Here is a 24,396-nt window from a genome sequence, read left to right as displayed (position 1 = left end):
AACTGAATTCTGCGCGAGCAGACGCATGCACCCCCAAAACCCCGCCGAAATGGGGGTGTTTGCGTCTGCTCGCCGGCCGACGCGTGGGCGCGCGCCGGGAAACTCGGGTTACAGGTAGCCGATGCTGGCGTTCGGATCGAGCGCGAAGCCCCAGTCGAACAGGCTGGCCGCCTGGTCCCAATACGTCGGCTGCCCCGGCTTGTCCATACCGAACATCAACGCCACCACCAGTCGGCGGCCGTTGCGTTCGGCGGCGCCGACGAACGTCTTGCGGGCGATGTCGGTGTAGCCGGTCTTGCCGCCGATCGTGCCGGGGTAGCGCTGGAGCAGTTCGTCCTGGTTGACCAGCACCCTGTCACCGGTCTTGGTCGGAAAGACGGCGGTCGGCTGCCGGGTGATCTGGGCGAACACCGGGTTGGTCATCGCGGCGCGGAAGATGACCGCCAGGTCGTGCGGTGAGGACCACATCGCGATGCCCGGGCCGTCCAGACCCGACGGCGAACCGGCGTTGGTGCCGTACGCGCCCAGCAGCGCGGCCTTGGCGTTCATCTTCGTCACGGCCACGTCGTGGCCGCCGAGCATGGTGGCCAGCGTGTTGGCGGCGTCGTTGCCCGACACCAGCAGCAGCGCCTCGAGAAGCTGGCGAGTGGTGTAGACCATGCCCGGGGTCACGCCCGCGCAGTTGCATTCGACCTTGGTGTCGGCCTCGTTGGCGACGACGGTGGCGTCCAGCGGCAGCTCGTCGAGCACCGTCAGAGCCAGCAGCACCTTGATGGTGCTGGCGGGGGCGTACTGGCCGAACTCGTCTCTCGCGGCCAACACGGCGCCGCTGTCCATGTCGGCGACGAGCCACGCTTGCGCGGGGCCCTCGGGGATGGGCACCGAACCCGCGGGTTGCTCGATGCCCATCGGCGCGGCCATCGCCGTCACGGACTGTCCGAGCAGCAGGCACAGGGCGGCCGTCACGGCGATCACCAGCCTTCGCATGGGCGGCAGCTTAGTCGTGTTGAATCGACACATGCTGAGCCTGGGCGAGATTTCGGATCGGTTGGAAATTCAGCAGCTGCTGATCGACTACTCGACGGCCATCGACCAACGAAAATTCGACGACCTCGATCAGGTGTTCACCGCCGATGCCTATATCGACTACCGGGCGATGGGCGGCATCGACGGCCACTATCCGCAAGTCAAGGCCTGGTTGGCCGAGGTGCTGCCGAACTTTCCCGCCTACGCGCACCTGTTGGGCAACTTCGACGTCCGCATCGCCGGTGACACCGCGTCGTCGCGGACCCTTTGCTTCAACCCGATGGTGATGGGCGGGGAGCAGAACCAGGTGCTGTTCTGCGGGCTGTGGTACGACGACGAGTTCGTCCGCACCCCCGAGGGTTGGCGGATGAGCCGACGGGTCGAGACCAAGTGCTTCGACAAGCTGGTGTGAGGCCATGACCGAGGAACGGGTCAAGACGATCGAACGCGCGCTTGGCCTCACCGACCTGGCCGAGCTGAGGGTGGCGGTGCGTGCGATGACGCCCGCGGAGGTCGTCGAGGTGCTCGAGCGCCAGGACAGCACCGACCGCGCCGTGCTGTACCGGCTGCTGGCCAAGGACCAGGCGCTTCGGGTGTTCGAGGCGTTGGACCCCAGCCTTCAGAGCGACCTCGTGCGCGCACTTCAGCACGATGACGTCGCCGCTTTGTTCGCCGGCATGGAACCCGACGACCGGGTGGAACTGCTCGACGAGCTGCCCGCGTCGGTGGCGCGGCGCCTGATGCGGGGGCTGCCTGCCCGCGAGCGCGAAATCACCGCGGAGATTCTCGGTTATCCGCCGGGATCGATCGGCAGGCGGATGAGCCCGGAGTTCGTCGCCCTGCGCGCGAACCTGACCGCCGGCCAAGCGCTGTCGGTGGTGACGCAGCGGCTGGCCGACGCCGAGACCGTCTACACGCTGCCGGTCACCGACGACCAGCGCGCCGTGGTGGGCGTGGTCAGCCTGCGTGATCTGATGAGCGCGTCACCCGACACCCCGATCCGCGACGTGATGCAGGACGCGCACGTGGTGCAGGCCACCGACGACGCCGAGGAGGCGGCACGGCGATGCGCCATCCTCAAAGTGCTTGCGCTCCCGGTGGTGGACAGCGAGTCGCGGCTGGTCGGCATCCTCACCGTGGACGACGCGCTGCGCATCCTGGAGACGGCCGAAACCGAAGACCAGGCCAGGATGAGCGGCACCGAGCCGCTGCGGCGGCCCTACCTCGCCAGCCCGGTGAGCGCCCTGGTGCGCTCCAGGGTGGTCTGGCTGCTCGTGTTGGCGATCGGCGCGACGCTCACCGTGCAGGTGCTCGAGGTGTTCGAAGCCACCCTGAGCCAGGTGGTGGCCCTTGCGCTGTTCGTGCCGTTGCTGATCGGAACCGGAGGCAACACCGGTAACCAGGCCGCCACCACGGTGACGCGCGCGCTGGCGTTGGGCGACGTCGGGCCCCGAGACATCGCCAAGGTGGCGGCACGGGAGTTCAAGGTCGGGTTCTCGCTCGGGTTGCTGCTCGGCTCGGTGGCGTTTCTGGCGACCACGGCGGTCTATGACCGCCAGCTGGGCACGGTGATCGGGCTGACGCTGCTGGCCGTGTGCACGATGGCCGCCACGGTCGGCGGCGTCATGCCGTTGCTGGCCCGCGCCGTGCGCGCCGATCCCGCGGTGTTCTCGAATCCGTTCATCACCACGTTCGTCGACGCCACCGGTCTGCTGATGTACTTCCTGATCGCGCGGGCCGTTCTGGGTATCTGACCGGATTTCCGCTGGGTGGCCCGGTTCTGGCACAATGGTCGGCTGTCTGCCCACGACTACGGCCGTGCGGTGGTCACACACGTAAGGCAAAACCGGACCGGGGCAGCCCGCCCCGGTCGCTGAATTGCCGGCGTGGCAATCACAGGAGAAGTCGCTCAACCATGGCTGTCAAAATCAAGCTGACCCGGCTTGGCAAGATCCGCACCCCCCAGTACCGCATCGCCGTCGCCGACGCGCGCACCCGCCGTGACGGCCGCGCGATCGAGATCATCGGCCGGTACCACCCCAAGGAAGACCCCAGCCTCATCGAGATCGATTCGGAGCGCGCGCAGTACTGGCTCAGCGTCGGCGCCCAGCCCACCGAACCGGTCCTGGCGCTGCTGAAGATCACCGGTGACTGGCAGAAGTTCAAGGGTCTGCCCGGCGCCGAGGGCACGTTGAAGGTCAAGGAGCCCAAGCCCAGCAAGCTCGACCTGTTCAACGCCGCGCTGGCGGAGGCCGAGGGTGGGTCGTCGGGCGAGGCCACCCAGCCCAAGAAGAAGAAGGCACCCGCCAAGAAGGCGGCGGAGAAGGCGACCGAGGAGTCGGCCAAGAAGGGCGTCGAAGCCGAGGCCAGCGCCGAGCCGTCGGGCGCCAAGGACGCCTCGGAGCCGGCGGCCGAAGGCGCTGACGCGACCGCGGCCGGCGCCACGGAGGATGGCGCCTCGGGCGAGTCCGCGTCGGCTGAGAGCTGAGGACGGCCGTGAGCTCAGTCGTCGTCGACGCCGTCGAGCACCTGGTTCGCGGAATCGTGGACAACCCCGACGATGTCCGGGTCGACATGGTGACCAGCCGCCGGGGCCGCACCGTCGAGGTCCATGTCCATCCGGACGATCTCGGCAAGGTCATCGGCCGCGGCGGTCGCACCGCCACCGCGCTGCGCACACTGGTCGCCGGGATCGGCGGTCGAGGGATCCGCGTCGATGTGGTGGACACCGACCAGTAGAGACCGGTAGAGGTCGCATGGACCTGGTGGTCGGGCGGGTGGCCAAGGCCCACGGCGTCACCGGCGAACTCGTCGTCGAGGTCCGCACCGACGAACCCGACGAGCGGTTCGCGGTCGGCGCCACGCTGCGCGGGCGGCCCGCCAAAGGCGGATCCGAACGGCGATACGTGATCGAATCGGTGCGCCCGCACGGTAATCGGCTGCTGGTACGGCTCGCCGGGGTGGTCGACCGAGATGGCGCGGAAGCGTTGCGGGGCACCGTGTTCCTGGTCGACTCAGCCGATCTGCCGCCCATCGAGGACCCCGACGAGTTCTACGACCATCAACTCGAAGGGCTGCGGGTCCGCACGGTCGACGGCGTCGAGGTCGGCACCGTCGCCGAGGTGTTGCACACCGCCGCAGGTGAACTGCTCGCGGTACGGGCCGGGGACCGGGAGGTGCTGGTGCCGTTCGTGAGCGCCATCGTCACGACCGTGTCGCTGTCCGACGGCGTCGTCGAGATCGACCCGCCGGCGGGTCTGCTGGAGCTGAGCTGATGCGCATAGACGTGGTGACGATCTTTCCCGACTACCTCGAGCCGCTGCGACAGTCCTTGCCGGGCAAGGCGATCGAGGCGGGCATCGTCGAACTCATCGTGCACGATCTGCGGCGCTGGACCCACGACGTGCACCGGTCCGTCGACGACGCGCCCTACGGCGGAGGGCCCGGCATGGTGATGAAGGCGCCGGTGTGGGGCGAAGCGCTCGACGAGATCTGTTCCGAGGAAACGCTTCTCGTCGTGCCAACGCCTGCGGGTAGACTGTTCACCCAACGCGACGCGCGGCGGTGGAGCACCGAGAAGCACCTGGTATTCGCCTGCGGGCGCTACGAGGGTGTCGACCAACGCGTCGTCGAGGATGCCGCCCGGCGGATGCGCGTCGAGGAGGTGTCGATCGGCGACTACGTGCTACCCGGCGGCGAGTCTGCGGCGCTGGTGATGATCGAAAGCATCGTTCGGCTGCTGCCCGACGTGCTGGGCAATCCCGCGTCCCACCAAGATGATTCGCATTCGCACGGCTTGTTGGAAGGGCCGAGCTACACCCGCCCGCCCAGCTGGCGTGGTTTGGATGTGCCGGAGGTGCTGCTGTCGGGTGATCACGCCAAGATCGCGGCGTGGCGTCGTGAACAGAGCCTGAAGCGCACCCGAGAGCGCCGCCCGGACCTGCTGGACTGACCGGCGAGCAGGGCCCACCCGCGCGGCGAGCAGACGTGAAAACCCCTTGAAAGGGCCCAAATTGGGGGTTTTCACGTCTTCTGACCGGAGAAGGCCGGACTCAGATCCGCCCGCCGGGGAACATGGTCTTGACGGCCTGGGTGATGGTGTCGCGCGCGGTGACGTCGTCGGTGGGTTGCATGGAGCCGATCGCCATCACATACCGATGATTCGGTCCGATCACACCGCTCGACAGGTGCACCCAGTTGCCGCCGTTCCAGCAGCAGAACCAGCCCTGTTTGACCGCGACCGGCTCGGCGTAGAGCCCGTCGGGGATCCCGAACCGCTGCGGGTACACGCCACCGGGCACGGTGCCGTCCGGCGCGGTCGGGGTGCTCGCCGCCAGATCGGACAGGATGATGTCGGCCTGCTCGGCCGGCAGCCCGCCGGCGCCGGACAGCAGCATGTCGTAGTAGCGGACCAGGTCGGCCGTCGTGCTCAGCGTGTTGAACCAGCGCCCGTTGTACGGCGCGGTCGTGGCGCCAAGGCCGTATCGGGCCTTGATTCGGGCGATGATCTCGCTGCCGCCGCCGCGGCTCCAGAACACTTCGGCCGCGCTGTCGTCAGAGGCCCGCAACATCACGTCGAGCGCCTGGCGGTCTTCGGGGGACAGCTGCGTCTTGCCCTCGGCCACCTGCAGCAGCAGGTCGTCGGCGATGAACACCTTGACCACCGAGGCCATCGGCATCGCCATCGCGTTGCCGTTGGATACGACCTGCCCGCTGTTGCGATCCAGCACGGTGACGGTGATCTCGGCACCGGCGGCCGCGGCGTCCGCGGTGGCCCGTTTTGTCCGGTCCTGCAGGCCCTCGAACGCGGCGGGGGGCGGGGCTTCCGGCAGCGGCGCCATCCTGCCCTGCGGCGCGATGACGACGACGGGCGATTCCGCGGGCGGCGGCGGTGTGCCGTGCACCCCGGCCTCGCACCCCGAGCCGACGAGCACCGCAACCGTGGCCCCTGCAACGGCCGTGACGAGCTTCGACGCCACTGGTCGCATCGCTCTCCCTTGTAACCCGGGGCGCTGCCCACGCCCACCAAAGCGCCATACCCTGTGGCATGCAGCCTAACCCTTTTCGCCGCCCCACCTCGGGGTCGACACCGCCGGTTCGCGGGCCGTTGGCCACCGCATTCACCGGATTTCAGGGTTTCGACCCGCATCTGGCACAATTGAGCAGTTGTCTGCGCAGTTGCAGGAGATCACTGGCTCCGCCCACTGCGGGATGCACCCCATACGTCCGATCCATCGGCTCGGCCACGCGTCGCACCGGCGACCGCTGCGCCGGCAGCCCAACAGCAAGGAAGTGTCACCGATGAACACGCTGGACTTCGTCGATCAGGCGTCGCTTCGCGACGACATCCCGGACTTCGGCCCCGGCGACACCGTCAACGTGCATGTGAAGGTCATCGAGGGCTCCAAGGAGCGCATCCAGGTCTTCAAGGGTGTCGTGCTGCGCCGCCAGGGCGGTGGCATCCGGGAGACCTTCACCGTGCGCAAGGAAAGCTACGGCGTCGGTGTGGAGCGGACGTTCCCGGTGCACTCGCCGAACATCGACCACATCGACGTCGTCACCCGCGGCGACGTCCGCCGCGCCAAGCTCTACTACCTGCGTGAGCTGCGCGGCAAGAAGGCCAAGATCAAAGAGAAGCGCTGACTTCCGCCGGTCCCATCCCGCACGGAGCCTGATCATTGGAACGCTCGCAGCGCGGTGCCGAACAGCGCGCTGGCTACGCTGATGCGGTGACCGGACCCACTGCGCCAGACGATTCGTCGCCTCAGCCCGAAACCGAGGACCTCACTTCCGAATCCGACTCGGATACCGAGAAGCCCAAGAAGAAGCACGGGGCGCTGCGGGAATTCGCGATCCTCGTCTCGATCGCGCTGGTGATCTACTACGTCATGCTGACGTTCGTCGCGCGGCCCTATCTGATTCCGTCGGAGTCGATGCAACCCACGCTGCACGGCTGTGCGGGCTGCACCGGCGACCGCATCATGGTGGACAAACTGACCTACCGGTTCGGCCAACCCGAACCCGGTGACGTCGTGGTGTTCAAGGGGCCGCCGAACTGGAACATCGGCTACAAGTCGATCAGATCCGACAACACCGCGGTGCGCTGGGTGCAGAATGCGCTGTCGGTCATCGGGTTCGTTCCGCCGGACGAGAACGACCTCGTCAAGCGCATCATCGCCGTGGGTGGGCAGACCGTGCAGTGCCGCGAGAGCACCGGGCTCACCGTCGACGGCAAGCCGCTCGACGAACCGTATCTGGACCGGGAGACGATGAAGGTCCCCGACCCGAACTTCTACAAGTGCCTCGGCCCGGAGTTCGGTCCGGTGACGGTGCCCGAGGGCAGGGTGTGGGTGATGGGCGACAACCGTACGCATTCGGCCGACTCGCGGGCACACTGCACCAACACACCCGCCGACGCGCAGCGTGGAATCCTGTGCACCGGAGACCCGATGGCAGGCACCGTGCCGGTGGACAATGTCATCGGAAAGGCGCGTTTCATCGCCTGGCCGCCGTCGCGTTGGGGCGGCGTGAGCAGCGTGAATCCCCAGACCTGAACCCAGATGCAGTAGGAGAGTTACTGTTGCCGGCGACATGGCCTCCGCGAACGGTGATCCGGAAGTCCTCGGGCCTGCGAACGTTGGAATCCGCCCTGTACCGCAGCGGCCTCGGGCCGGTGGCCGGCGTCGACGAGGTCGGTCGTGGCGCCTGCGCGGGACCGCTCGTCGTCGCCGCGTGTGTCCTCGGTCCGAACCGCCTGGAGAGCCTGACGGCTCTCGATGACTCCAAGAAGCTCAACGCGAAGGAACGCGAACGGCTCTTCCCGCTGATCTGCCGCTACGCCCTGGCCTATCACGTGGTGTTCATCCCGTCCGTCGAGGTCGATCGGCGCGGTGTGCACGTCGCCAACATCGAGGGCATGCGCCGCGCGGTCGCAGGATTGTCGGTGCGACCCGGCTATGTGCTCTCCGACGGGTTCCGGGTGCCCGGGCTGCCGATGCCGTCGCTGCCGGTGGTCGGTGGCGACGCGGCTGCGGCGTGCATCGCCGCGGCAAGCGTGTTGGCCAAGGTCAGCCGCGACAGGCTGATGGTCGAGATGGAAGCCGAGCATCCCGGCTACGGCTTCGCCGACCACAAGGGCTACAGCACCCCGGCGCATAGCGCCGCGCTGGCCGAACTCGGGCCGTGCACCCAGCACCGTCACTCGTTCATCAACGTGCGCCGAGTGGCCACCAGGACGGGGATCAAGGTGGTCACGGAGCTGATCACCGGTGAACCGGAGGGGGCAGGCCTGGGGATCGATCACGCGGCCGAACCGGAGCAGAGCGCCGAAGTCGGGTAGTGGGAGAATCGAGCAGATACCGATTGTGCGACGAGCGCACATGCCGGTGGGACCGATATGAAGGACAGCTGAGCTGATGAGTGCCGAAGATCTCGAGAAGTACGAAACCGAGATGGAGCTCTCGCTCTACCGCGAATACAAGGACATCGTCGGCCAGTTCAGTTACGTCGTGGAGACCGAGCGCCGCTTCTATCTGGCCAACAGCGTGGAAGTGGTGCCACGCAACACCGACGGCGAGATCTACTTCGAGCTGCGCCTGGCCGACGCCTGGGTGTGGGACATGTACCGGCCGGCGCGCTTCGTCAAGCAGGTCCGGGTGATCACGTTCAAAGACGTCAACATCGAAGAGGTGGAGAAGCCCGAACTGCGGCTGCCCGAGTGAACCGGCGACCGCGCGTCGTGAAATTGACACCGACGCAAGCACTGTCAGCGCGTCGATAGACGACGCTTCTTTTCCGACAAAGATCGCGGTTTTCGACATCGGCGGTTGCTGTCCGGTGATCATGGAAGTCAGGCCGAACGCGGCGCGGGTCGAACGCGTCGGTTCAGTGCACTGTGTCGCGCCCTCGGTGACCTAAGGTTTGCTCCGGTCTGTCGGGGGCGCGGCCACGCAGGCGCATCGGACACAAACCGGCTCGACGTTCCATCCACAAGACAGGCAACTGTGATCTGTCTTGTCATATACATGTACCTGCGCCGAGTCGATCAATAGGCCTGTGCAGCAAACATCGGTGACGATATGAACAGTTGTCGGGTCAACAAGCGCGCCGTCGATCGACGTAGATATTGACCCAAAGATATGTTCCGGCGTAAAGTGCTGCACCGTCGTCGAACGCGCGATGGGAGTGCGACCCGCTTGTCGAACCGAACGCCGTGGCGCCACCTGATGCGTCCTTCGTGCGGAGGCGGTCGATGACACGAACGCTGCTGCGTCCACTGGTTGGTCTGGTGGCCATCGTCGTGGCCGTGGTGGTAGTCGTGTTGGCGGCGAACCTCTTTCGCGGTGGCTTCATCGATTCCGTCCCTGTCACGGTGATCACCCAGCGGGCCGGCCTGGTGATGAACCCGGACGCCAAGGTAAAGGTCCGCGGTGTCCAGGTCGGCACGGTCGCCGTGATCGAGGAACTGCCAGATGGAGCGGCGGCCATCCACCTCGACATGGATCCGTCGCGACTGGACGCAATACCCGCCAACGCGCTCGTCGACATCGCCTCACCGACGGTGTTCGGCGCCAAGCAGGTGCAGTTCGTCTTTCCCGCCCACCCGTCCGCCGAGTCGCTACGGGCCGGTCAGGTCGTCGACGCACGACATGTGATGGTCGAGGTCAACACCGTCTTCGAACAGCTGACCTCGGTGTTGTCGCAAGTCGAACCCGCGAAGCTCAACGCCACCCTGGCTGCGATCGCCTCGGCGGTCAGCGGCCGCGGCGAGAAATTCGGCCGGATGCTCTCGGACCTCGACGCCTATCTGGCCACCCTCGAAGAAAGCCTGCCTGCCCTTCGGGCCGACCTGCAGGCCGCACCCGGCGTGCTGCGGGCCTATGCCGATGCAACGCCTGGGTTCGTCACGATCGCCGACAACGCCACGCGGATCAGCGACTCGATCGTCGACCAGCAGTCAAACCTGGACGCTGCGTTGGTGAGCGTGACTGGGCTGGCGGACATCGGAAATCAGGTGTTAGGCGAGAACCGCAACGCGCTCACCGATGTCCTTCGCCTGCTGGTGCCGACCACCGACCTGCTCAACGAGTACAACCAGGCGTTGTGGTGTGGGCTTGCCGGAATGGTGGAGACAACACATCTACCCCCGCTGAAGCAACCCGGCGTGGTGGTGCTGGCCGGGTTCCTGTGGGCCCAGGAGCGCTACCGCTATCCGCAGGACCTGCCCAAGGCCGGGGCGGAAGGCGGTCCCCAGTGCACCGGGCTGCCGAAGCCGCCGTTTGAAGCGGCCCCACCGTACGTCGTCGCCGACACCGGGACCAACCCCTGGCGACGCACCTATCCCGGGGTGGTGCTCAACTCCGACCTGATCAAACAGATCATGTTCGGCGACACCGAGATCTCCGGGCCGCCCCGCAACACCGCCCAGATCGGCCAACCCGGATGATGCGATCGTTTCGTCCTACGCTCGTCAAGTTCGGGATCTTCGCGGTGGTGATGAGCCTGTTCACCGCGTCGTTGTTCTTCATCTTCGGTCAGTATCAAACCGGTTCGCGGAAGGCGTATTCGGCGGTGTTCGCCGATGTCTCGCGGCTCGAGCCGGGCGAGTCGGTGCGGGTCGCGGGAATGCGGGTCGGCACGGTGAACAGCGTTGAGCTACAACGAGACAAATCGGTGGTCGTCACCTTCGAGACGGACCCCAACGTGGCGATAACCACCTCGACCAAGGCGGCGGTGCGCTATCTCAACCTGGTCGGTGACCGCTATCTGGAGTTGATCGAGGGGCCCGGGGGGGCTCCGCTGCCACCCAGCGGGCAGATCTCCAAGGATCGAACTCAGTCCGCGCTGGATCTCGACCTGCTGCTCGGCGGGCTCAAACCCGTTCTGCGCGGGCTCAATCCACAGGATGTCAACGCGTTGTCGGCTTCCATCATCGAGATCTTTCAGGGCCAGGAGAACACGCTGCAGTCGCTGTTCTCCGGCACGTCGGGCTTCACCGCGGCGTTGGCCGAGCACAACGAGACGATCCAGGTGCTGATCGAGAACCTTCGCACGCTGCTGGCCACCCTGACCAAGGAGGGCGACAAGTTCTCCGACACGATCGGACAACTCGAAGCTCTGGTCACCCAGCTTGCCGCTGAACGCGATCCGATCGGAAGAGCCATCGAATCGCTGAACAACGGCACGGCATCGGTGGCCGACCTGATGGCCGAGACGCGTGCGCCGTTGGCCGGCACGGTCGATGAACTGAGCAGGCTGGCCACCCACCTCGACGCTCAGAAGGACCGGCTCGACACCAGCCTGCAGAAGGCCCCGGAGAACTACCGCAAGCTGGTGCGCACCGGCTCGTACGGCAGCTTCTTCAACTACTACATCTGCGAGCTGACGTGGCGGGTGACCGATCTGCAGGGCCGGACCGCGGTGTTCCCGTGGCTCAAACAGGAGAACGGGAGGTGCACCGAGCCCTGATGCGCAAATACCGTGGCACACAACTGATTCGGGTGGGCTTTCTGGGCGCCGTCCTGATCGTCCTCGTCGTCGCCGTCGGCCTCGCACCCGAACGGCTGGTGTCCTGGGCGACCGCGATCCGGTATCAGGCGCAGTTCGCCGACGCCGGCGGTATCACGCCGGGCAACGACGTGACGGTCTCGGGGATGAAGGTCGGCACCGTCTCCGAGGTCGCGCTGCAGGGGCGCCATGCCGTGGTGACCTTCACCGTCGACGGAACCGTGCCGCTCGGGTCGGCCACCACCGCGCACGTGCGCACCGGCACCCTGTTGGGTGAGCGCGTCCTGACCCTGGAGTCCGGCGGCGACGGAACGATGAACCCGATGGACGTCATCCCGGTGTCGCGCACGGCGTCGCCCTACTCGCTGACCGAAGCCGTCAGCGAGCTGACGACAAACACCGCGGGCACCGACACCGCCGCGTTGAACCAGTCGCTGGACACCCTGTCGGCGACGCTGGACCATGTTGCGCCACAACTGGGGCCGACCTTCGACGGAGTGACGCGGCTGTCACGGGCGATCAACGAACGTGACGACACGCTGGGCGACCTGCTCGCGAACGGCGCCGACATCACACGCATCCTCTCGGACCGCAGCGCGCAGGTGAATTCCCTGATCCTCAACGCCAACGACCTGGTGGCAGTGCTGTCGGAGCGCCGGCGCGCCATCGTCGAGCTGCTGGCGCACACATCGGCGCTGTCCAAGCAGATGACCGGCCTGATCCGCGACAACGAACAGGAGCTCGCGCCGACGTTGGACAAGCTCAACGGCGTCACCGCGATTCTGGAGAAGAACCGCGACAACATCGCGAAAGCCCTTCCCGGGCTGGCGAAGTTTCAGATCACCCTCGGTGAGACCATCGGCAACGGACCGTACTACCAGGCCTACATCCCCAACATCGCGTTCGGCCAGCTGCTGCAGCCATGGCTGGATTACGCGTTCGGCTTCCGGCGAGGAGTCGACGCCGGACAGCCGCCCGACAACGTGGGTCCGCGCGCAGAGCTTCCCTTCCCGTACAACGGCATTCCTCAGCCCTGGGAGCAGTGGGGGGAGATACCGCGATGATCCACAGCCGTGGTGTGCGAATCGGCCTGGCGGTGACGCTGGCCGCGCTGCTCGTGTGCGGATCGAGCGTCGTCATCGCACACAAGCTGTTTCGGCCCACCGTGATCATCGCCCACTTCATCACCGCCACCGCGATCTACCCCGGTGACGAGGTCCGCATCGCCGGCGTGAAGGTGGGCTCCATTGAATCGATCGAGCCGATGGGAACGCAGGCGAGGATGACGCTTTCCGTCCGACACGGCATCACGGTGCCGACCGACGCCAAAGCGGTCATCGTCGCCCAGAACCTCGTCTCTGCGCGCTACGTCCAACTCGCACCCGCATACGAGTCGGGACCGGCCATGCGAGACGGGGCGGTGATTCCCGTCGAGCGCACGGCGGTGCCGGTGGAGTGGAACGAGGTCAAAGGGCAACTGATGCGATTGGCAACGGAATTGGGGCCCGGCAGCGACACCGGTGACGCGACGGGTTCAGTCGGCGGGTTCATCGACAGCGCAGCCGCGGCCATGGACGGCAACGGCGACAAGCTGCGCCGCGCACTCGAACAACTGTCGGCGGTGGGCCGGGTCCTCGCCGAAGGGGGCGGCAACATCGTCGACACGATCACCAACCTGCAGACCTTCGTCACCGCGCTGCGCGACAGCAACGAACAGATCGTGCAGTTCCAGAACAGGTTCGCCACGCTCACCAGCGTCGTCAACGACAGCAGGTCGGAACTGGATGCGGCGCTGAAGAACCTGTCCGAGGTCGTAGGCGAGACAACACGATTCGTGCACGACACCCGGGACAAGGCGTCAGAGCAGATTCAGCGGCTGGCCAATGTCGTGCAGAACCTCGCCGAGCACCGCATGGAGCTGGAGAACGTGCTGCACATCGCCCCCCACTCGATCGCCAACGCAGTCAACATGTTCGACCCGCGTACCGGTGCGGCCAGCGGAGTGTTCGTGCTGAACAACATGGCCAATCCGGACTGGTTCATCTGCGGCATGATCGGGGCGCTCCAAAACGTCACCGCTCCGACGACCTCCAAACTCTGCTCGCAGTACCTGGGTCCCGGGTTACGCCTGGCGAACTTCAACAACCTGCCGTTTCCGTTCAGCTTCCTGTTGAGCGCCAACCCGCCGCCGTACATGCTGCGCTACAGCGAGCCGAGCCTGATGCCCGGAGCCGGCGGTCCGCCGCCCGGGCCGCCGGAGCCTACACCGGCCGTCTCGGCGTACACCGGCGCCGGCGATGTGCCGCCGCCACCCGGCTACGGCCCGCCCCCGGGGCCCGCGCCGCCTGCCGGGCCGCCGACACTGCACGACATGCTGCTGCCGGCCGAGCGGTCACCGGCTCAGGACGCGGCGCCACCGCCGCCGTCGCCGCCGAACGACGGGACCCCGCCATGATCGGTATACGCGTGGCCAGACAGATGATGGCAGTCGGCTTGACCGTGGTGTTGACCGCCACCGGATGCACGTTCGACGGGGTCAATTCGCTGCCGTTGCCCGGCGCGGTGGGGCGTGGGCCCGGCGCGCACGTGTATCACGTCGAGCTGGCCAACATCGGGACGCTGGAATCGAATTCACCGGTGATGATCGACGACGTCGTCGTCGGCAGCGTCGGCAGGATGACATTGCACGGCTGGCATGTCGACCTCGAGGTGTCGGTGCGGCCGGATGTCGTGGTGCCCGCCAACGCGGTGGCGACCGTGGGGCAGACCAGCCTGTTGGGATCGATGCACGTGGCGTTGGACCCGCCGCCGGGCGTAGCCCCCAGCGGCCGCCTATCACCCAGTGCGACAATCGGCTTGAACGATTCCTCGACATACCCGTCGACCGAACGGACACTGTCCGCGCTCGCCGCTGTGGTCAACGGTGGCGGTCTCGGCCAGATCGGGGACATCATCAGCAATTTCAACGCCGCCCTTTCGGGTCGCCGCGACGTGGTGCGCGACCTCATCAGCCGGCTCGACACGTTCGTCGGCACCCTGTACGAGCAACGCGCCGACATCATCGCGACCATCCACGAGATGAACGGCTTCGCCGAGCGGCTCGGCAGTCAGCGAGAGGTACTCACCCGGGCGCTGAACAGGATTCCGCCGGCGCTGGATGTCCTGCTCGCCGAACGGGAGAGGTTCACCACGGCGCTACAGCGGTTGGGGGAGTTCAGCGACACGGTCACCGGGCTCGTCAACGACACGCAGGCCGATCTGGTGAAGAACCTGCAGAACCTCGAGCCGACGTTGCGTGCGCTGGCCGACGTCGGCCCGGAGATCGACAGCGCGCTGGCCTACCTCCCGACGTTCCCGCTGACGCAGAACCTCATCGACCGCGGTGTCCGCGGCGATTACATGAATCTGTTCGTGACCGTCGATCTCACCAACGCTCGGATCAAGCGGGGTCTACTGCTCGGAACACGGCTCGGTCAGGACCGTGCCTCACTGGTTCCCGCGCCGGGTGACCCCGGCTACGACGCCTACTACACGAAGTTCCCGTTGGGTGTCGGCACCTCACCGCCGTTCGGCCCGATTCCGAACGCCGCTCCGGCACCGTGGGAACCCGGGGGCGGTGGCTGATGCTGTCGCGGATGGTGCGGATTCAGTTGGTGATCTTCACGATCGCCTCGATCATCGGTGTCCTGGTGATGGCGTTCGCCTACCTGCAGGTCCCGACCCTGCTCGGCGTCGGGCGGCTCACCGTGAAGCTGGAGCTTCCCGCTTCGGGCGGCCTGTACCGTTTCGCCAACGTGACCTACCGGGGCGTCCAGATCGGCAAGGTGACGGCGATGGACGTGTCGCGAAGCCGTGCCACCGCGACCCTGTCGCTGGACACCTCGCCGAAGATCCCCGCCGATCTGGTGGCCGAGGTGCGCAGCGTGTCCGCGGTCGGCGAGCAGTACGTCGAGCTGCTGCCGCGCACCGACTCACCGCCATACCTTCAAGACGGCTCGGTTATCAGCATGGCAGACACCAAGGTTCCGCAGCAGGTCAGCCCGATGCTCGATCAGGTCAGCGCGCTGCTCAACAGCATTCCGAAAGACAGCTTGAGCAAGGTGATCGACGAATCGTTCACCGCGTTCGGCGGGACCGGCTACGAAATGGGTTCGCTGGTTGACTCCTCGTCGAAGATCTCAGGCGATCTCAACTCGGTGGCCCAGCGGTCGGCCACGCTGGTCGAAGATATGCGGCCCCTGCTGAATTCCCAGGCGCAGACCACCGACGCATTGGAGGTGTGGTCCCGGAGCCTGGCGGGCATCACCGGCCAGGTGGTGACCGACGACCCGCAGATACGCACGCTGCTGGAGGAGGGACCCGGTGCGGCCTCCGAGGTCTCGCAGCTGCTCGGCCAGATCAAGCCGACCCTGCCGGTGCTGCTGGCCAACCTCACGACCTTCGGCCAGGTGGCGGTGACCTATCGGCCGTCCATGGAACAGGTTCTGGTGTTGTTACCGCCGTTCGTGGCCAACACGTTGTCCTCGTCGCCGGAGAACAACCCGACGGGGATCCCGTTGGGTGACTTCCGGATTCAGATCGCCGACCCGAACCCGTGCACGGTGGGGTTCCTGCCGCAGTCGTCGTGGCGCAGCCCCGAAGACACCACCACGATCGACACTCCGGACGGCATCTACTGCAAGCTCCCGCAGGACTCGCCGGTCGTGGTCAGGGGAGCGCGCAACTCACCGTGTATGGGCGTGCCGGGAAAGCGCGCCCCCACGGTGGAGATCTGCTACAGCGACGAGCCCTATCGACCGCTGGCCATGCGGGAGCACACCCTTGGGCCGGCTCCGATCGATCCGAACCTGATCGCCCAGGGCGTCCCGCCCGACAACCGGGTGACCATCAACGACAACATCTACGCCCCGATCGAGGGCACCCCGCCACCGCAGGACTCGCCGCCCGCAACCGCCACCCCGGTAACGCCGAACTCCTTCGGTGCCAAGGCTTTTGATTCCAGCCCATCGGTGGCGATCGCACATTACGATCCACGGACCGGTCAGTTCTCCACCCCCGATGGCGCCGTCGGCCGCCAGACCGACCTCGTCGACCCCCCAAAGAGCTGGCAGGACCTGCTGTATCAAGGAGGCCGATGATGGAGCATCGCTCGATCATCGCCGCTGCGGCGGCGATCGGGATCGGGGCGGCGTGCACCGCACCGCCCGCGGGCGCGGCCGACGCGGTCGCGATCAACGGCACCTACGCCGCGTTCTCCGACGGCCGCTGGGCCAAGACCAACGACTCCCGCCATGACGAGAAGAGCGTGCACCAGACGTGGACCATCACGTCCACCTGCACCACCTACCAGGACTGCACCGGACGGGTCGTCAGCGACCACGGCTGGAGCGGCGACCTGGTCTACCTGAGCGGGCGTTGGAAAGTCAGCCACACCATCGAGAACTGGGAGCCGTGCTTCGACGGCACCGCGTACCCGGGAACGCAGACCTTCATGTTCTGGGTCGGCTATCCCGCGGTTCCCGGTCAGTACGTGGGTTGGGACAGAACCGAAGGACCTAGCGGCGCTTGTGGGTTCAACAAGGTCCTCGACATCGAGATGCCGTTCACGCTCACCCGCGTGGATTGAACGCGTGCTGCGGGATCGTCAACGGCAGGTCGACCGAACTGAGCAACCCCGGTGCCGCCTCCACGACGTACGGTACCGCGTTGACCACCCGCATCGCGGTGGCGACCATGGCCCCGGCACCGGAGGTCATGTGTTCGATGGCGGCCTTCTTGCGGTCACGGATCGTGGGCGTGAGCGTGCACTCGAGATCAGGTTGGCCGGTGATCACCACCCGGTAGGACAGGTCACCGTGGCCCTGCGGCCAGTCGGGTGCCACGTCGGGCGCGAGTCGGGTGACGTGTTCGATGACAATCGCTTCCACCCCGTCGACCACGCCGATGGCCTGCATCCGCAGCGCGCCGCAGGTACCCGCCTCCACGGTGCCCATCGCGACTTCGAGCGTGCGGTCGGTCACCCGTCGATCGAACTTCTCCCGCACTTCGGTCACCTCGACGCCCAGCGCTTCGGCCATCATGCGGATCTGTCCCTGCCACTCGCCGGCGATCGCGCCGGGGATGGCGATCCACGGGTCGTAGTCGAGCGGCCGGCCGAATCCCATTGCGTCGCTCATGATGTCGGGTACTCCGTAGTCGTCGTACAGGGCGATCTCGTTGGCGTAGATCTTCTCGATCTGACTTGACTGCGTCGACAACACAAGCGGCAGGTAGTCGGCGGCGAACCCAGGCTCGATGCCCGAGGCGTACAGCGACACGTGGCCTTCCTTCGCCGCGGCCGCGAGCTGATCGCGCCACTCGGCCGGTTCGTACGCGTGCGGGTTGACCAGACGGGTGGTGCTCGTCGTCACGACATTGATGCCGGCGCTGAGCAGCTTCACGTAGTCCGGGATCGCCAGTGCGTCGCGCTCGGGTCCGCTTGCCGCGTAGATGACGCAGTCGGGCGCCAGCGCGATCAACGCATCGGCGTCCGTGGTGGCTTTGAGCCCGATCGGGTCGCCGCCGGAGAGTTCTCCGGCGTCCTTGCCGTCCTTGTCGGGGGAGTGCACCCACACGCCGACGAGGTCCAGATTCGGGCGGCGGTCGATGGCGCGGATCGCAATCGAGCCGATGCCGCCCGTCGACCAGACCACCACGCGGTACGTACCGTCTGTCATCACCCCTCCTTTGGGAGTGCCAGAACATGCGTCGGCTACGAATATAACCGTTGAGAATAGTATCCACTATTATTTCGCGGGGGAGAACAAAATTTAGGTTATAGTCGGGCGCGTGACGACCCTCCGGACGCCGCGCTGGTGGTCACGGCGGCGGCGTCCCGTCACCTGGCCCGACTCGAACGCACCGTGATTGCGTGCGAACGCCGATGAACGACAGGAGGACTCGTGAGCTCACCGTTGCGCACCGTGGTCTGGTCCACCGGGGGTGTGGGGTCGATCGCGATCGACGCGATTCGGCGCAGGCCCGACCTCGAGCTCGTCGGTGTGTGGGTGCACTCCGAGGAGAAGATCGGCAAAGACGCCGGTGAACTGGCCGGCGGTAGCCCGGTCGAGGTGGCGGCGACCAACGACGCCGATGCGTTGATCGCGCTGGCGCCCGACTGCGTGGTGTACGCCGCGAGCGGGCCGGAACGCGATGCCGGTGCCGTGCCGGATTACCTCAAGTTGCTCGAAGCCGGGATCAACGTCGTGTCGACGACGTCGACGACGCTGGTCTATCCGCCCGCGTACTACTCGCCTGAATGGCGCGACCAGCTGCAGAAAGCGGCCACGGCGGGCAATGCCTCCCTTTACGCCTCCGGCATCTTTCCCGGGTTCGGTTCTGACCAGCTGGCATTGCTTCTCGCGACCCAGTCGAAGACGATCCGCTGCCTCAAGGTCAGCGAGATCGCGCTCAACGACCACTACCCGGTGGCCGACATCATGATGAACGGCATGGGCTTCGGCCATCCGCTCGACTTCGAACCGCTGCTGAAGACGCCGGGTTTCATCGAAATGGCTTGGCGGGCTCCGATTCAATTGATGGCGGCGGGCCTCGGCGTTGAAGTCGAGGAGGTCCGCGGCACCCTTGACCGGCGCCTGACGGACAGGGACATCGAGGTCGCCTTCGGCACGATCAAGGCCGGGACGTGCGGTGCGGTGAGCACCCGCGCCGCGGGTGTGGTCAACGGCCGGGAAGCCATTGTGGTCGAGCACATCATCCGGATGGCGCGCGACGTGGCGCCGGATTGGCCGACATCCGAGTTCGACGCCACCTACCGCGTCGACATCGAGGGGGATCCCGACATCCACTGCGCGATGAATGTCGGCGCGGCCGAGGGGCACGGCGCGGGTCACGCCGCGATGACCGCAACGGCGATGCGGGTGGTCAACGCCATCCCTTATGTCGTCGACGCTCCTGCCGGCCTGCTGAGCTCCTTGGACCTGCCGAACACGTTGCCGCGACACGTGTTCGACTGAGCGGCGTAGGAGTCTGTGTTGTTCTCGATCCGGTTCGACATGCGAGCACCCGCATTCGGTGCGTCGACGACGGACCTCTACGCGGCGGCGATCGAGATGTCGGCGTGGGCCGAGCAACACGGCTGCCTGGCCGCCGTGCTGTGTGAGCATCACGGATCCGACGACGGATATCTGCCCGCACCGCTGGTGCTGGCCTCGGCGATCGCGGCACGGACCGAGCGGCTGTTGCTCAACGTGGTGGTCATCCTGCCCTTCTACGACCCGGTCCGGTTGGCCGAAGACATCGCGGTGCTCGACATCATCAGCAACGGCCGAACGTCATATGTGTTTGGCCTTGGCTACCGGCCCGAGGAGTTCGAGCACTTCGGCATCGACCGGTCGCGCCGGGGTGCCCTGGCCGACGAGAAGCTGGCCCTGCTGCAGGACCTGCTCACGGGTCGAGAGGTGGTGCGCGACGGCCGGCGCATCCTGGTGTCGCCGCCGCCGCAGACTCCCGGCGGTCCCACGTTGATGTGGGGTGGGGCGAGTCTGGCCGCGGCGCGCCGTGCCGGGCGCTACGGTCTGGGTCTTCTCGCCAACGGCAGCGTCACCGGTATGCGGGCGGCATATGAGGCCGCGTGCCGCGAACACGGGCATGAACCCGGCGCGACGCTGCTCCCGCCGCCCGACACGCCGACGGTCACGTTCGTCGCCGACGACGTCGACGCCGCATGGGAGCAGATCGGTGCGCACCTGCTGCACGACGCGCAGATGTATGCCGAATGGAATCCCGGTAACGACACGTCGGCCGGCATCTCGGCCGCGGTCGATGTCGCGCAGCTGCGGGACGCCTTCACCTCACACCGGATCATCGACGTTGCCGAGGCCGCCGAAATCCTAGGCAAGGGTGAGTTTCTCAATCTTTTGCCACTGTGTGGTGGCATCCCGCCCGACGTTGCGTGGCCGTACCTGAAGCGGGTGGGCGAATTGGTCACTGATCTGACGACAACCAGAGGGAGCAACAAATGACTGGCGCGAGCATCGTCGACCTGTACTACGACCCGTTCGACTTCGCCATCGACGACGATCCTTACCCGATCTGGAAGCGGATGCGCGACGAGGCGCCGCTCTATTACAACGAGAAGTACAACTTCTACGCGCTGAGCCGCTACGACGACGTCGCCCCGGGACTGCACGACTGGGACACCTATCGATCGGGCAAGGGCACCACGCTCGACGTCATCATGAGCGGCGTCGAGGTGCCGCCCGGGGTGATCCTCTTCGAGGACCCGCCCCTTCACGACCTCCACCGGCGCGTGCTGTCGAGGGTGTTCACGCCGCGGCGGATGGAGGCCGTCGAGCCACTGACCCGCCAATTCTGTGTCCGGGCGCTCGATTCGTTGACTGGGTCTTCGCGGTTCGACGTCATCGGCGATTTCGGGGCGCTGATCCCGATGCGGACCATCGGTTACCTGCTGGGCATCCCCGAGGAGGGCCAGCAGCAGATCCGCGACAACACCGACGCGTCAATCGGGCTGAAAGAGGGCGGCTTTCGGGCCGTATCGGAAGCCACGTTCGAGAACGCCTACCAGTTGTTCACCGACTACATCGAATGGCGCGCAGAACACCCGTCGGACGATCTGATGACGCAGCTGCTCAGAGCCGAGGTCGAAGAAGACGGTAAGCTGCGGCCCCTGACACGAATCGAGGTGCTGACCTACACCAGCATGATCGCCGGTGCCGGTAACGAGACCACCACCAGGCTGATCGGCTTCATCGCGCAGCTGCTCGCCGAGCACCCCGATCAGCGGCGCGAGCTCGTCGAGGATTTCTCGTTGATCCCCCGCGCGATCGAGGAGGTGCTGCGATATCAGGCGCCGTCACCGGTGCAAGCGCGATATGTCTCCCGCGACACCGAAAGCCACGGGCAGAAGATTCCCGAAGGCTCGGTGATGCTGCTGATCAACGGCTCTGCCAACCGCGACGAGCGGCGCTACCCGAACGGCGAGAGCTTCGACATCCACCGCACCGGAGCGCATCTGTCGTTCGGACAGGGACTGCACTTCTGTCTCGGGTCGTCGCTGGCGCGAATGCAGGCCAGGGTCGCCCTCGAGGAGATGCTCAAACGGTGGCCCGAGTGGGACGTCGACTACCGGGACGCCGCCATGGCGCACACCGCGAGCGTGCGCGGGTGGGGCAAGCTGCCGATCGTGGTCGGCTAGCGCGCGACGACGCCCCGCAGAAGCGTGTCGCGCACGTGGATCTGTGATGCGCGGGTGCCCAGGTCATGCAGCAGGTTCTCCGGGATCCAGGAGACGCCGATGACGATCCTGGCCAGCATCTCATTCGACGGAGCGTCGATGGTGAGCTCACCTGACTTGATACCTTCGGCGAGAAGGGCTTTCATCTGTCGGACGCGCTTGGTGAACAGCCAGGCGATGTTGGGTGTGTCGGGCGGCGACTGGCGCATCCACGCGAGCTGAATCCTGAACTCGTCGCCGAAGTGGGCGAGGGCGTTGGTGTGGATCCAGCTCAACCCGTCGAGCTTTTCAACGGTTGACGCGTCGGAGTTCAGCACGCTGGTCCATCCGACCTCGGCCACCTTCTCGCCGAACGATTTCATGATGGAGGCCAGCAGCTCTTCCTTCGATCCGATCAGCCGGTACACCGTTCCGGTGCCCAGGCCGGCTGCCGAGGCGATGTCGCGGATCGTGGTGACCTCGTAGCCTTTTCGACCGAACTCCGCACGAGCGACCGCGCGGACATGCGCGGCCTTGTCGTTGGGCGCGGCCTCGCTCTCTTCGATCCACGACTTCACGGCGTTGTCGGCAGCGATGAACGCCGCGGACCGATCGAGGTCGGCGTCGCTCGGCGGCACTTTGGCCATGCCCTCCAGCAGGATTCGGCACAACGTGGCCGCGACCTTGTCGGCACCGGCGCTGTGCCGGATGACGTCGAGCCCGACTTGTCGCATGGACTGCACGATCCGGTCGGCAAGGACCGGCAGATCGACGTCTGGCCGCAGGTACCCGCTCCACCGTGCGGCGCGCAGCGTCTGCACCATCGCTTCGAGGATCTTCGCGGGGCGTTGCTGGGCCAGCGCGGCCAGTTCCGGGTTGGAGGTGGGGGTTTCGTAGAACGTCATCTGCAGCGCGGCGCTGTGCGTCACCGCACACTGGGCGATCGCCGCGCCCAACTCCACGATCCGGTCGAAGGCCGACAGCGGGGTCGGGTCGTCGAGCCGGTTGAGGGCCTGCTCGGCGATGCGATCGAGATCGTCGTGGTAACGGCGGAGCAGCTCGACGAGGATCGCTTCCTTGGACTCGAAGTGGTGGTACAGGCTGCCAGGCAGGATGCCTGCGGCGTCCGCGATCTCCTGCAACGAGGTCCGCAATCCCGAGGTCGCGATCAACGACGCCGCGGTCTGCAGGATCTCGGTCCGGCGGGTGCCGTCGTCGTAGGAGTGGCCTGCATGCGCCGCGAGGTCGGTCTTCGCGCGAGGACGCCCCACGACACCTCCAAGCTCAGCTCCCGGGCACGGGTTTGGTCGGCCTGACCCAAAGTTTGGTCAAGGTTACCAGAACGGCTCTACCGCGCGACGCCGCGCGACCCGGAAACGCGCCGGTAGACGGGCTGCACACGACCTTCAGGATCCGGTGGGCGCACGCGAGATGGTCAGCGGGCGGTCGTAGGACGTGTCGCTGTGGTCGTGGGCGACGGTCAGGATGCCGGCCAGAAGCCCCATGGTCTCGTCGGTGATCAGTGAGGTCGAATCGGTGTGCCACTCGACGATGCACACCCGTGCCGCGATCGCCCACCGGTTGCTCCGGCGCTCCAGGCGGTCGACGTAGCGGCCGCCGTTGATGGTCAGGTGGTTCTGCGGCTCGCGGTCCGTCCCGACGAACAGATAGTAGGTTTCGGCGTGTGCCTGATCATCCTGGATATCGGCCGTGTGGTTCAACAGGTAGTGCTGGTAGCGGGTCTGGGTCTGGTGATAGGCGAACGCCCAGTCGATGAACTCGTCGACGGGGCCGACGAAGCCGATGTGTTCGTCGATCGCGTCGTCGTGGTAGGCGGAGCGCACCAGCGCGCGGTCGCGACGGTCCATCCCGCGCGCGTAGCGCTGCATGCAGTCGAGGATGTCCGCGCGGTCGCAGAGTTCTTGCAGTCGTGCGTTCACAGCGACGGCCCCTCCCAGGTGTCGACGGCGACCACCTCCGCTATCGGTCGCCGTTCCGCTGGGCGGAACGTGACGTCCTGTCGCAGCCGTCCGACAGGCAGCAGGCAGCCCTGCACGTAACTGCCGGGGATCTTCAACAGTTCTCGGACGGCTTCCTCGTGGGTCAGGTGCAATGTCGTCACGCATGTCCCGTAGCCGCGGCTGTGCAGAGCCAGCGCGAAGTTCCACACGGCGGGAAAGATCGAGCCGTACAGCGTCGCCTGATAGAAGGACTCGTCCCCGTCGACGCGGGGGAGATACGACTCGTAGCAAGGGATTACCAGGAGCGGCACCTTCGCCATGTTCTGCACCAGCCACTCGGTGGACGACATGATCTTTCGGCCGGGCATGTCATCGGGCAGTAGGTCCGCGATCAGCTGACCCCCAACCCTTTGCAGGTAGGCGTCGCGGTAGAGCTCGGCGAGCCGGCGCCGCAGGCCCTCGTCGGCGACGACGAGCCAGCGCCAACTCTGTTGATTCGATCCGTTGGCGGCCTGCATCCCGATCCGGAGACAGTCCTTGACGACGTGGTGATCCACCGGCGCATCGAGGTCCAGCGACCGTCGCGCCGATCTGGTCGTGGTCAGGAGCCGGTCGATGTCCATGGCGTGCTCCTTGTGCTTGGCGTCCGCGCCGACCATAATGCGGAAC

At 66.4% G+C, this 24,396-nt stretch carries 26 protein-coding genes; 20 read left to right on the top strand and 6 right to left on the bottom strand.

All coding sequences use genetic code 11. The features are described from left to right. Positions 1-108 precede the first annotated feature (108 nt). Positions 109-987: a D-alanyl-D-alanine carboxypeptidase family protein gene (locus G6N28_RS01925; RefSeq protein WP_163896785.1), complete on the bottom strand. Its 879-nt coding sequence runs from the start codon at positions 985-987 to the stop codon at positions 109-111. A gap of 31 nt (positions 988-1,018) precedes the next feature. On the opposite strand from G6N28_RS01925, the gene G6N28_RS01920 reads away from it, so the two are divergent. The 6 genes from G6N28_RS01920 (at position 1,019) to trmD (ending at position 4,978) form a co-directional block, all read left to right on the top strand. Next, entirely contained in the window at positions 1,019-1,438 is a 420-nt protein-coding gene (locus G6N28_RS01920) for a nuclear transport factor 2 family protein (protein ID WP_163896784.1), read from the top strand. A 4-nt stretch (positions 1,439-1,442) separates the two neighbouring features. After that, positions 1,443-2,780: a magnesium transporter gene (gene mgtE, locus G6N28_RS01915; protein ID WP_163896783.1), complete on the top strand. Its 1,338-nt coding sequence runs from the start codon at positions 1,443-1,445 to the stop codon at positions 2,778-2,780. A gap of 161 nt (positions 2,781-2,941) precedes the next feature. Further along, positions 2,942-3,514 (top strand): 30S ribosomal protein S16, encoded by a 573-nt coding sequence (gene rpsP / locus G6N28_RS01910; RefSeq protein ID WP_163896782.1) that lies wholly within the window; start codon positions 2,942-2,944, stop codon positions 3,512-3,514. A gap of 8 nt (positions 3,515-3,522) precedes the next feature. Further along, positions 3,523-3,765: an RNA-binding protein gene (locus tag G6N28_RS01905; RefSeq protein WP_003881089.1), complete on the top strand. Its 243-nt coding sequence runs from the start codon at positions 3,523-3,525 to the stop codon at positions 3,763-3,765. Positions 3,766-3,782: 17 nt separating this feature from the next. Next, a complete protein-coding gene (rimM, locus tag G6N28_RS01900) occupies positions 3,783-4,301 on the top strand; it encodes a ribosome maturation factor RimM (protein WP_163896781.1) in 519 nt (172 codons plus the stop codon). Continuing rightward, positions 4,301-4,978: a tRNA (guanosine(37)-N1)-methyltransferase TrmD gene (gene trmD / locus G6N28_RS01895; RefSeq protein ID WP_163896780.1), complete on the top strand. Its 678-nt coding sequence runs from the start codon at positions 4,301-4,303 to the stop codon at positions 4,976-4,978. The genes rimM and trmD overlap by 1 nt, the downstream gene beginning before the upstream one ends. A gap of 100 nt (positions 4,979-5,078) precedes the next feature. Here the strand turns inward: trmD and G6N28_RS01890 are convergent, their stop codons facing one another. Beyond that, positions 5,079-6,014 (bottom strand): serine hydrolase, encoded by a 936-nt coding sequence (locus G6N28_RS01890; protein WP_163896779.1) that lies wholly within the window; start codon positions 6,012-6,014, stop codon positions 5,079-5,081. A 313-nt stretch (positions 6,015-6,327) separates the two neighbouring features. Between G6N28_RS01890 and rplS the strand changes: the two genes are divergently transcribed. From rplS to G6N28_RS01835, 11 genes are all read left to right on the top strand, one after another. Next, on the top strand, positions 6,328-6,669 hold the full coding sequence (gene rplS, locus G6N28_RS01885) for a 50S ribosomal protein L19 (RefSeq protein WP_090338961.1): 342 nt from the start codon (positions 6,328-6,330) through the stop codon (positions 6,667-6,669). An 86-nt stretch (positions 6,670-6,755) separates the two neighbouring features. After that, positions 6,756-7,580 (top strand): signal peptidase I, encoded by an 825-nt coding sequence (lepB, locus tag G6N28_RS01880; RefSeq protein WP_163896778.1) that lies wholly within the window; start codon positions 6,756-6,758, stop codon positions 7,578-7,580. Positions 7,581-7,606: 26 nt separating this feature from the next. Next, positions 7,607-8,365 carry a ribonuclease HII gene (locus G6N28_RS01875; RefSeq protein ID WP_235674440.1) on the top strand — a complete coding sequence of 253 codons (759 nt, stop codon included), beginning with the start codon at positions 7,607-7,609 and terminating at the stop codon, positions 8,363-8,365. Between the two features lie 76 nt (positions 8,366-8,441). Further along, entirely contained in the window at positions 8,442-8,747 is a 306-nt protein-coding gene (locus G6N28_RS01870; RefSeq protein ID WP_163896777.1) for a DUF2469 domain-containing protein, read from the top strand. A 530-nt stretch (positions 8,748-9,277) separates the two neighbouring features. Continuing rightward, positions 9,278-10,471: an MCE family protein gene (locus G6N28_RS01865; RefSeq protein WP_163896776.1), complete on the top strand. Its 1,194-nt coding sequence runs from the start codon at positions 9,278-9,280 to the stop codon at positions 10,469-10,471. Further along, positions 10,471-11,493: an MCE family protein gene (locus G6N28_RS01860; protein WP_235674710.1), complete on the top strand. Its 1,023-nt coding sequence runs from the start codon at positions 10,471-10,473 to the stop codon at positions 11,491-11,493. Before G6N28_RS01865 ends, G6N28_RS01860 begins: the two co-directional genes overlap by 1 nt. Further along, entirely contained in the window at positions 11,493-12,596 is a 1,104-nt protein-coding gene (locus G6N28_RS01855) for an MCE family protein (protein WP_163896774.1), read from the top strand. Before G6N28_RS01860 ends, G6N28_RS01855 begins: the two co-directional genes overlap by 1 nt. Beyond that, on the top strand, positions 12,593-13,987 hold the full coding sequence (locus tag G6N28_RS01850; protein ID WP_163896773.1) for an MCE family protein: 1,395 nt from the start codon (positions 12,593-12,595) through the stop codon (positions 13,985-13,987). Before G6N28_RS01855 ends, G6N28_RS01850 begins: the two co-directional genes overlap by 4 nt. After that, entirely contained in the window at positions 13,984-15,156 is a 1,173-nt protein-coding gene (locus G6N28_RS01845) for an MCE family protein (protein WP_163896772.1), read from the top strand. The genes G6N28_RS01850 and G6N28_RS01845 overlap by 4 nt, the downstream gene beginning before the upstream one ends. Continuing rightward, the gene (locus G6N28_RS01840) at positions 15,156-16,670 is read left to right on the top strand and encodes an MCE family protein (protein ID WP_163905736.1); all 1,515 of its coding nucleotides are present in this window, start codon (positions 15,156-15,158) and stop codon (positions 16,668-16,670) included. The genes G6N28_RS01845 and G6N28_RS01840 overlap by 1 nt, the downstream gene beginning before the upstream one ends. Beyond that, positions 16,670-17,158: an Rv2253/PknI dimerization domain-containing protein gene (locus G6N28_RS01835; RefSeq protein ID WP_163905738.1), complete on the top strand. Its 489-nt coding sequence runs from the start codon at positions 16,670-16,672 to the stop codon at positions 17,156-17,158. Before G6N28_RS01840 ends, G6N28_RS01835 begins: the two co-directional genes overlap by 1 nt. Here G6N28_RS01835 and G6N28_RS01830 read toward each other — a convergent pair. Then, a complete protein-coding gene (locus tag G6N28_RS01830; protein WP_163896771.1) occupies positions 17,142-18,248 on the bottom strand; it encodes an NAD(P)H-dependent amine dehydrogenase family protein in 1,107 nt (368 codons plus the stop codon). The two genes, G6N28_RS01835 and G6N28_RS01830, sit on opposite strands and share 17 nt — an antisense overlap. A 225-nt stretch (positions 18,249-18,473) precedes the next feature. Between G6N28_RS01830 and G6N28_RS01825 the strand changes: the two genes are divergently transcribed. The 3 genes from G6N28_RS01825 to G6N28_RS01815 are packed head-to-tail and all read left to right on the top strand — an operon-like array spanning position 18,474 to position 21,748. Next, on the top strand, positions 18,474-19,547 hold the full coding sequence (locus G6N28_RS01825; protein WP_163896770.1) for an NAD(P)H-dependent amine dehydrogenase family protein: 1,074 nt from the start codon (positions 18,474-18,476) through the stop codon (positions 19,545-19,547). An 18-nt stretch (positions 19,548-19,565) separates the two neighbouring features. Beyond that, the gene (locus tag G6N28_RS01820; protein ID WP_163905734.1) at positions 19,566-20,555 is read left to right on the top strand and encodes an LLM class flavin-dependent oxidoreductase; all 990 of its coding nucleotides are present in this window, start codon (positions 19,566-19,568) and stop codon (positions 20,553-20,555) included. Continuing rightward, positions 20,552-21,748 (top strand): cytochrome P450, encoded by a 1,197-nt coding sequence (locus G6N28_RS01815; protein ID WP_163896769.1) that lies wholly within the window; start codon positions 20,552-20,554, stop codon positions 21,746-21,748. The genes G6N28_RS01820 and G6N28_RS01815 overlap by 4 nt, the downstream gene beginning before the upstream one ends. On the opposite strand, the gene G6N28_RS01810 is transcribed toward G6N28_RS01815, so the two are convergent. From G6N28_RS01810 to G6N28_RS01800, 3 genes are all read right to left on the bottom strand, one after another. Continuing rightward, complete coding sequence (locus G6N28_RS01810; protein ID WP_163896768.1) at positions 21,745-23,037, bottom strand: TetR/AcrR family transcriptional regulator; 1,293 nt, start codon at positions 23,035-23,037, stop codon at positions 21,745-21,747. The two genes, G6N28_RS01815 and G6N28_RS01810, sit on opposite strands and share 4 nt — an antisense overlap. A 135-nt stretch (positions 23,038-23,172) precedes the next feature. After that, entirely contained in the window at positions 23,173-23,706 is a 534-nt protein-coding gene (locus tag G6N28_RS01805; RefSeq protein WP_235674439.1) for a nuclear transport factor 2 family protein, read from the bottom strand. Continuing rightward, positions 23,703-24,350, bottom strand: coding sequence for a nitroreductase family protein (locus G6N28_RS01800; protein ID WP_163905730.1), 648 nt, complete (start codon positions 24,348-24,350; stop codon positions 23,703-23,705). The genes G6N28_RS01805 and G6N28_RS01800 overlap by 4 nt, the downstream gene beginning before the upstream one ends. Positions 24,351-24,396: the final 46 nt, after the last annotated feature.

It is taken from the genome of Mycolicibacterium pulveris, from assembly GCF_010725725.1.
Lineage (GTDB): Bacteria > Actinomycetota > Actinomycetes > Mycobacteriales > Mycobacteriaceae > Mycobacterium > Mycobacterium pulveris.
This window is presented reverse-complemented; position numbering and strand designations above follow the sequence as displayed.

Bases quoted from the DNA above. Each gene is read 5' to 3' on its own strand.
- G6N28_RS01815 (WP_163896769.1), top strand. From the start codon at position 20,552: ATGACTGGCGCGAGCATCGTCGACCTGTACTACGACCCGTTCGACTTC.
- mgtE (WP_163896783.1), top strand. From the start codon at position 1,443: ATGACCGAGGAACGGGTCAAGACGATCGAACGCGCGCTTGGCCTCACC.
- G6N28_RS01835 (WP_163905738.1), top strand. From the start codon at position 16,670: ATGGAGCATCGCTCGATCATCGCCGCTGCGGCGGCGATCGGGATCGGG.
- G6N28_RS01925 (WP_163896785.1), bottom strand. From the start codon at position 987: ATGCGAAGGCTGGTGATCGCCGTGACGGCCGCCCTGTGCCTGCTGCTC.
- rimM (WP_163896781.1), top strand. From the start codon at position 3,783: ATGGACCTGGTGGTCGGGCGGGTGGCCAAGGCCCACGGCGTCACCGGC.
- G6N28_RS01800 (WP_163905730.1), bottom strand. From the start codon at position 24,350: ATGGACATCGACCGGCTCCTGACCACGACCAGATCGGCGCGACGGTCG.
- G6N28_RS01860 (WP_235674710.1), top strand. From the start codon at position 10,471: ATGCGATCGTTTCGTCCTACGCTCGTCAAGTTCGGGATCTTCGCGGTG.
- G6N28_RS01865 (WP_163896776.1), top strand. From the start codon at position 9,278: ATGACACGAACGCTGCTGCGTCCACTGGTTGGTCTGGTGGCCATCGTC.
- G6N28_RS01890 (WP_163896779.1), bottom strand. From the start codon at position 6,014: ATGCGACCAGTGGCGTCGAAGCTCGTCACGGCCGTTGCAGGGGCCACG.
- trmD (WP_163896780.1), top strand. From the start codon at position 4,301: ATGCGCATAGACGTGGTGACGATCTTTCCCGACTACCTCGAGCCGCTG.
- G6N28_RS01920 (WP_163896784.1), top strand. From the start codon at position 1,019: ATGCTGAGCCTGGGCGAGATTTCGGATCGGTTGGAAATTCAGCAGCTG.
- G6N28_RS01845 (WP_163896772.1), top strand. From the start codon at position 13,984: ATGATCGGTATACGCGTGGCCAGACAGATGATGGCAGTCGGCTTGACC.
- rpsP (WP_163896782.1), top strand. From the start codon at position 2,942: ATGGCTGTCAAAATCAAGCTGACCCGGCTTGGCAAGATCCGCACCCCC.
- rplS (WP_090338961.1), top strand. From the start codon at position 6,328: ATGAACACGCTGGACTTCGTCGATCAGGCGTCGCTTCGCGACGACATC.
- G6N28_RS01855 (WP_163896774.1), top strand. From the start codon at position 11,493: ATGCGCAAATACCGTGGCACACAACTGATTCGGGTGGGCTTTCTGGGC.
- G6N28_RS01830 (WP_163896771.1), bottom strand. From the start codon at position 18,248: ATGACAGACGGTACGTACCGCGTGGTGGTCTGGTCGACGGGCGGCATC.
- G6N28_RS01850 (WP_163896773.1), top strand. From the start codon at position 12,593: ATGATCCACAGCCGTGGTGTGCGAATCGGCCTGGCGGTGACGCTGGCC.
- G6N28_RS01870 (WP_163896777.1), top strand. From the start codon at position 8,442: ATGAGTGCCGAAGATCTCGAGAAGTACGAAACCGAGATGGAGCTCTCG.
- G6N28_RS01840 (WP_163905736.1), top strand. From the start codon at position 15,156: ATGCTGTCGCGGATGGTGCGGATTCAGTTGGTGATCTTCACGATCGCC.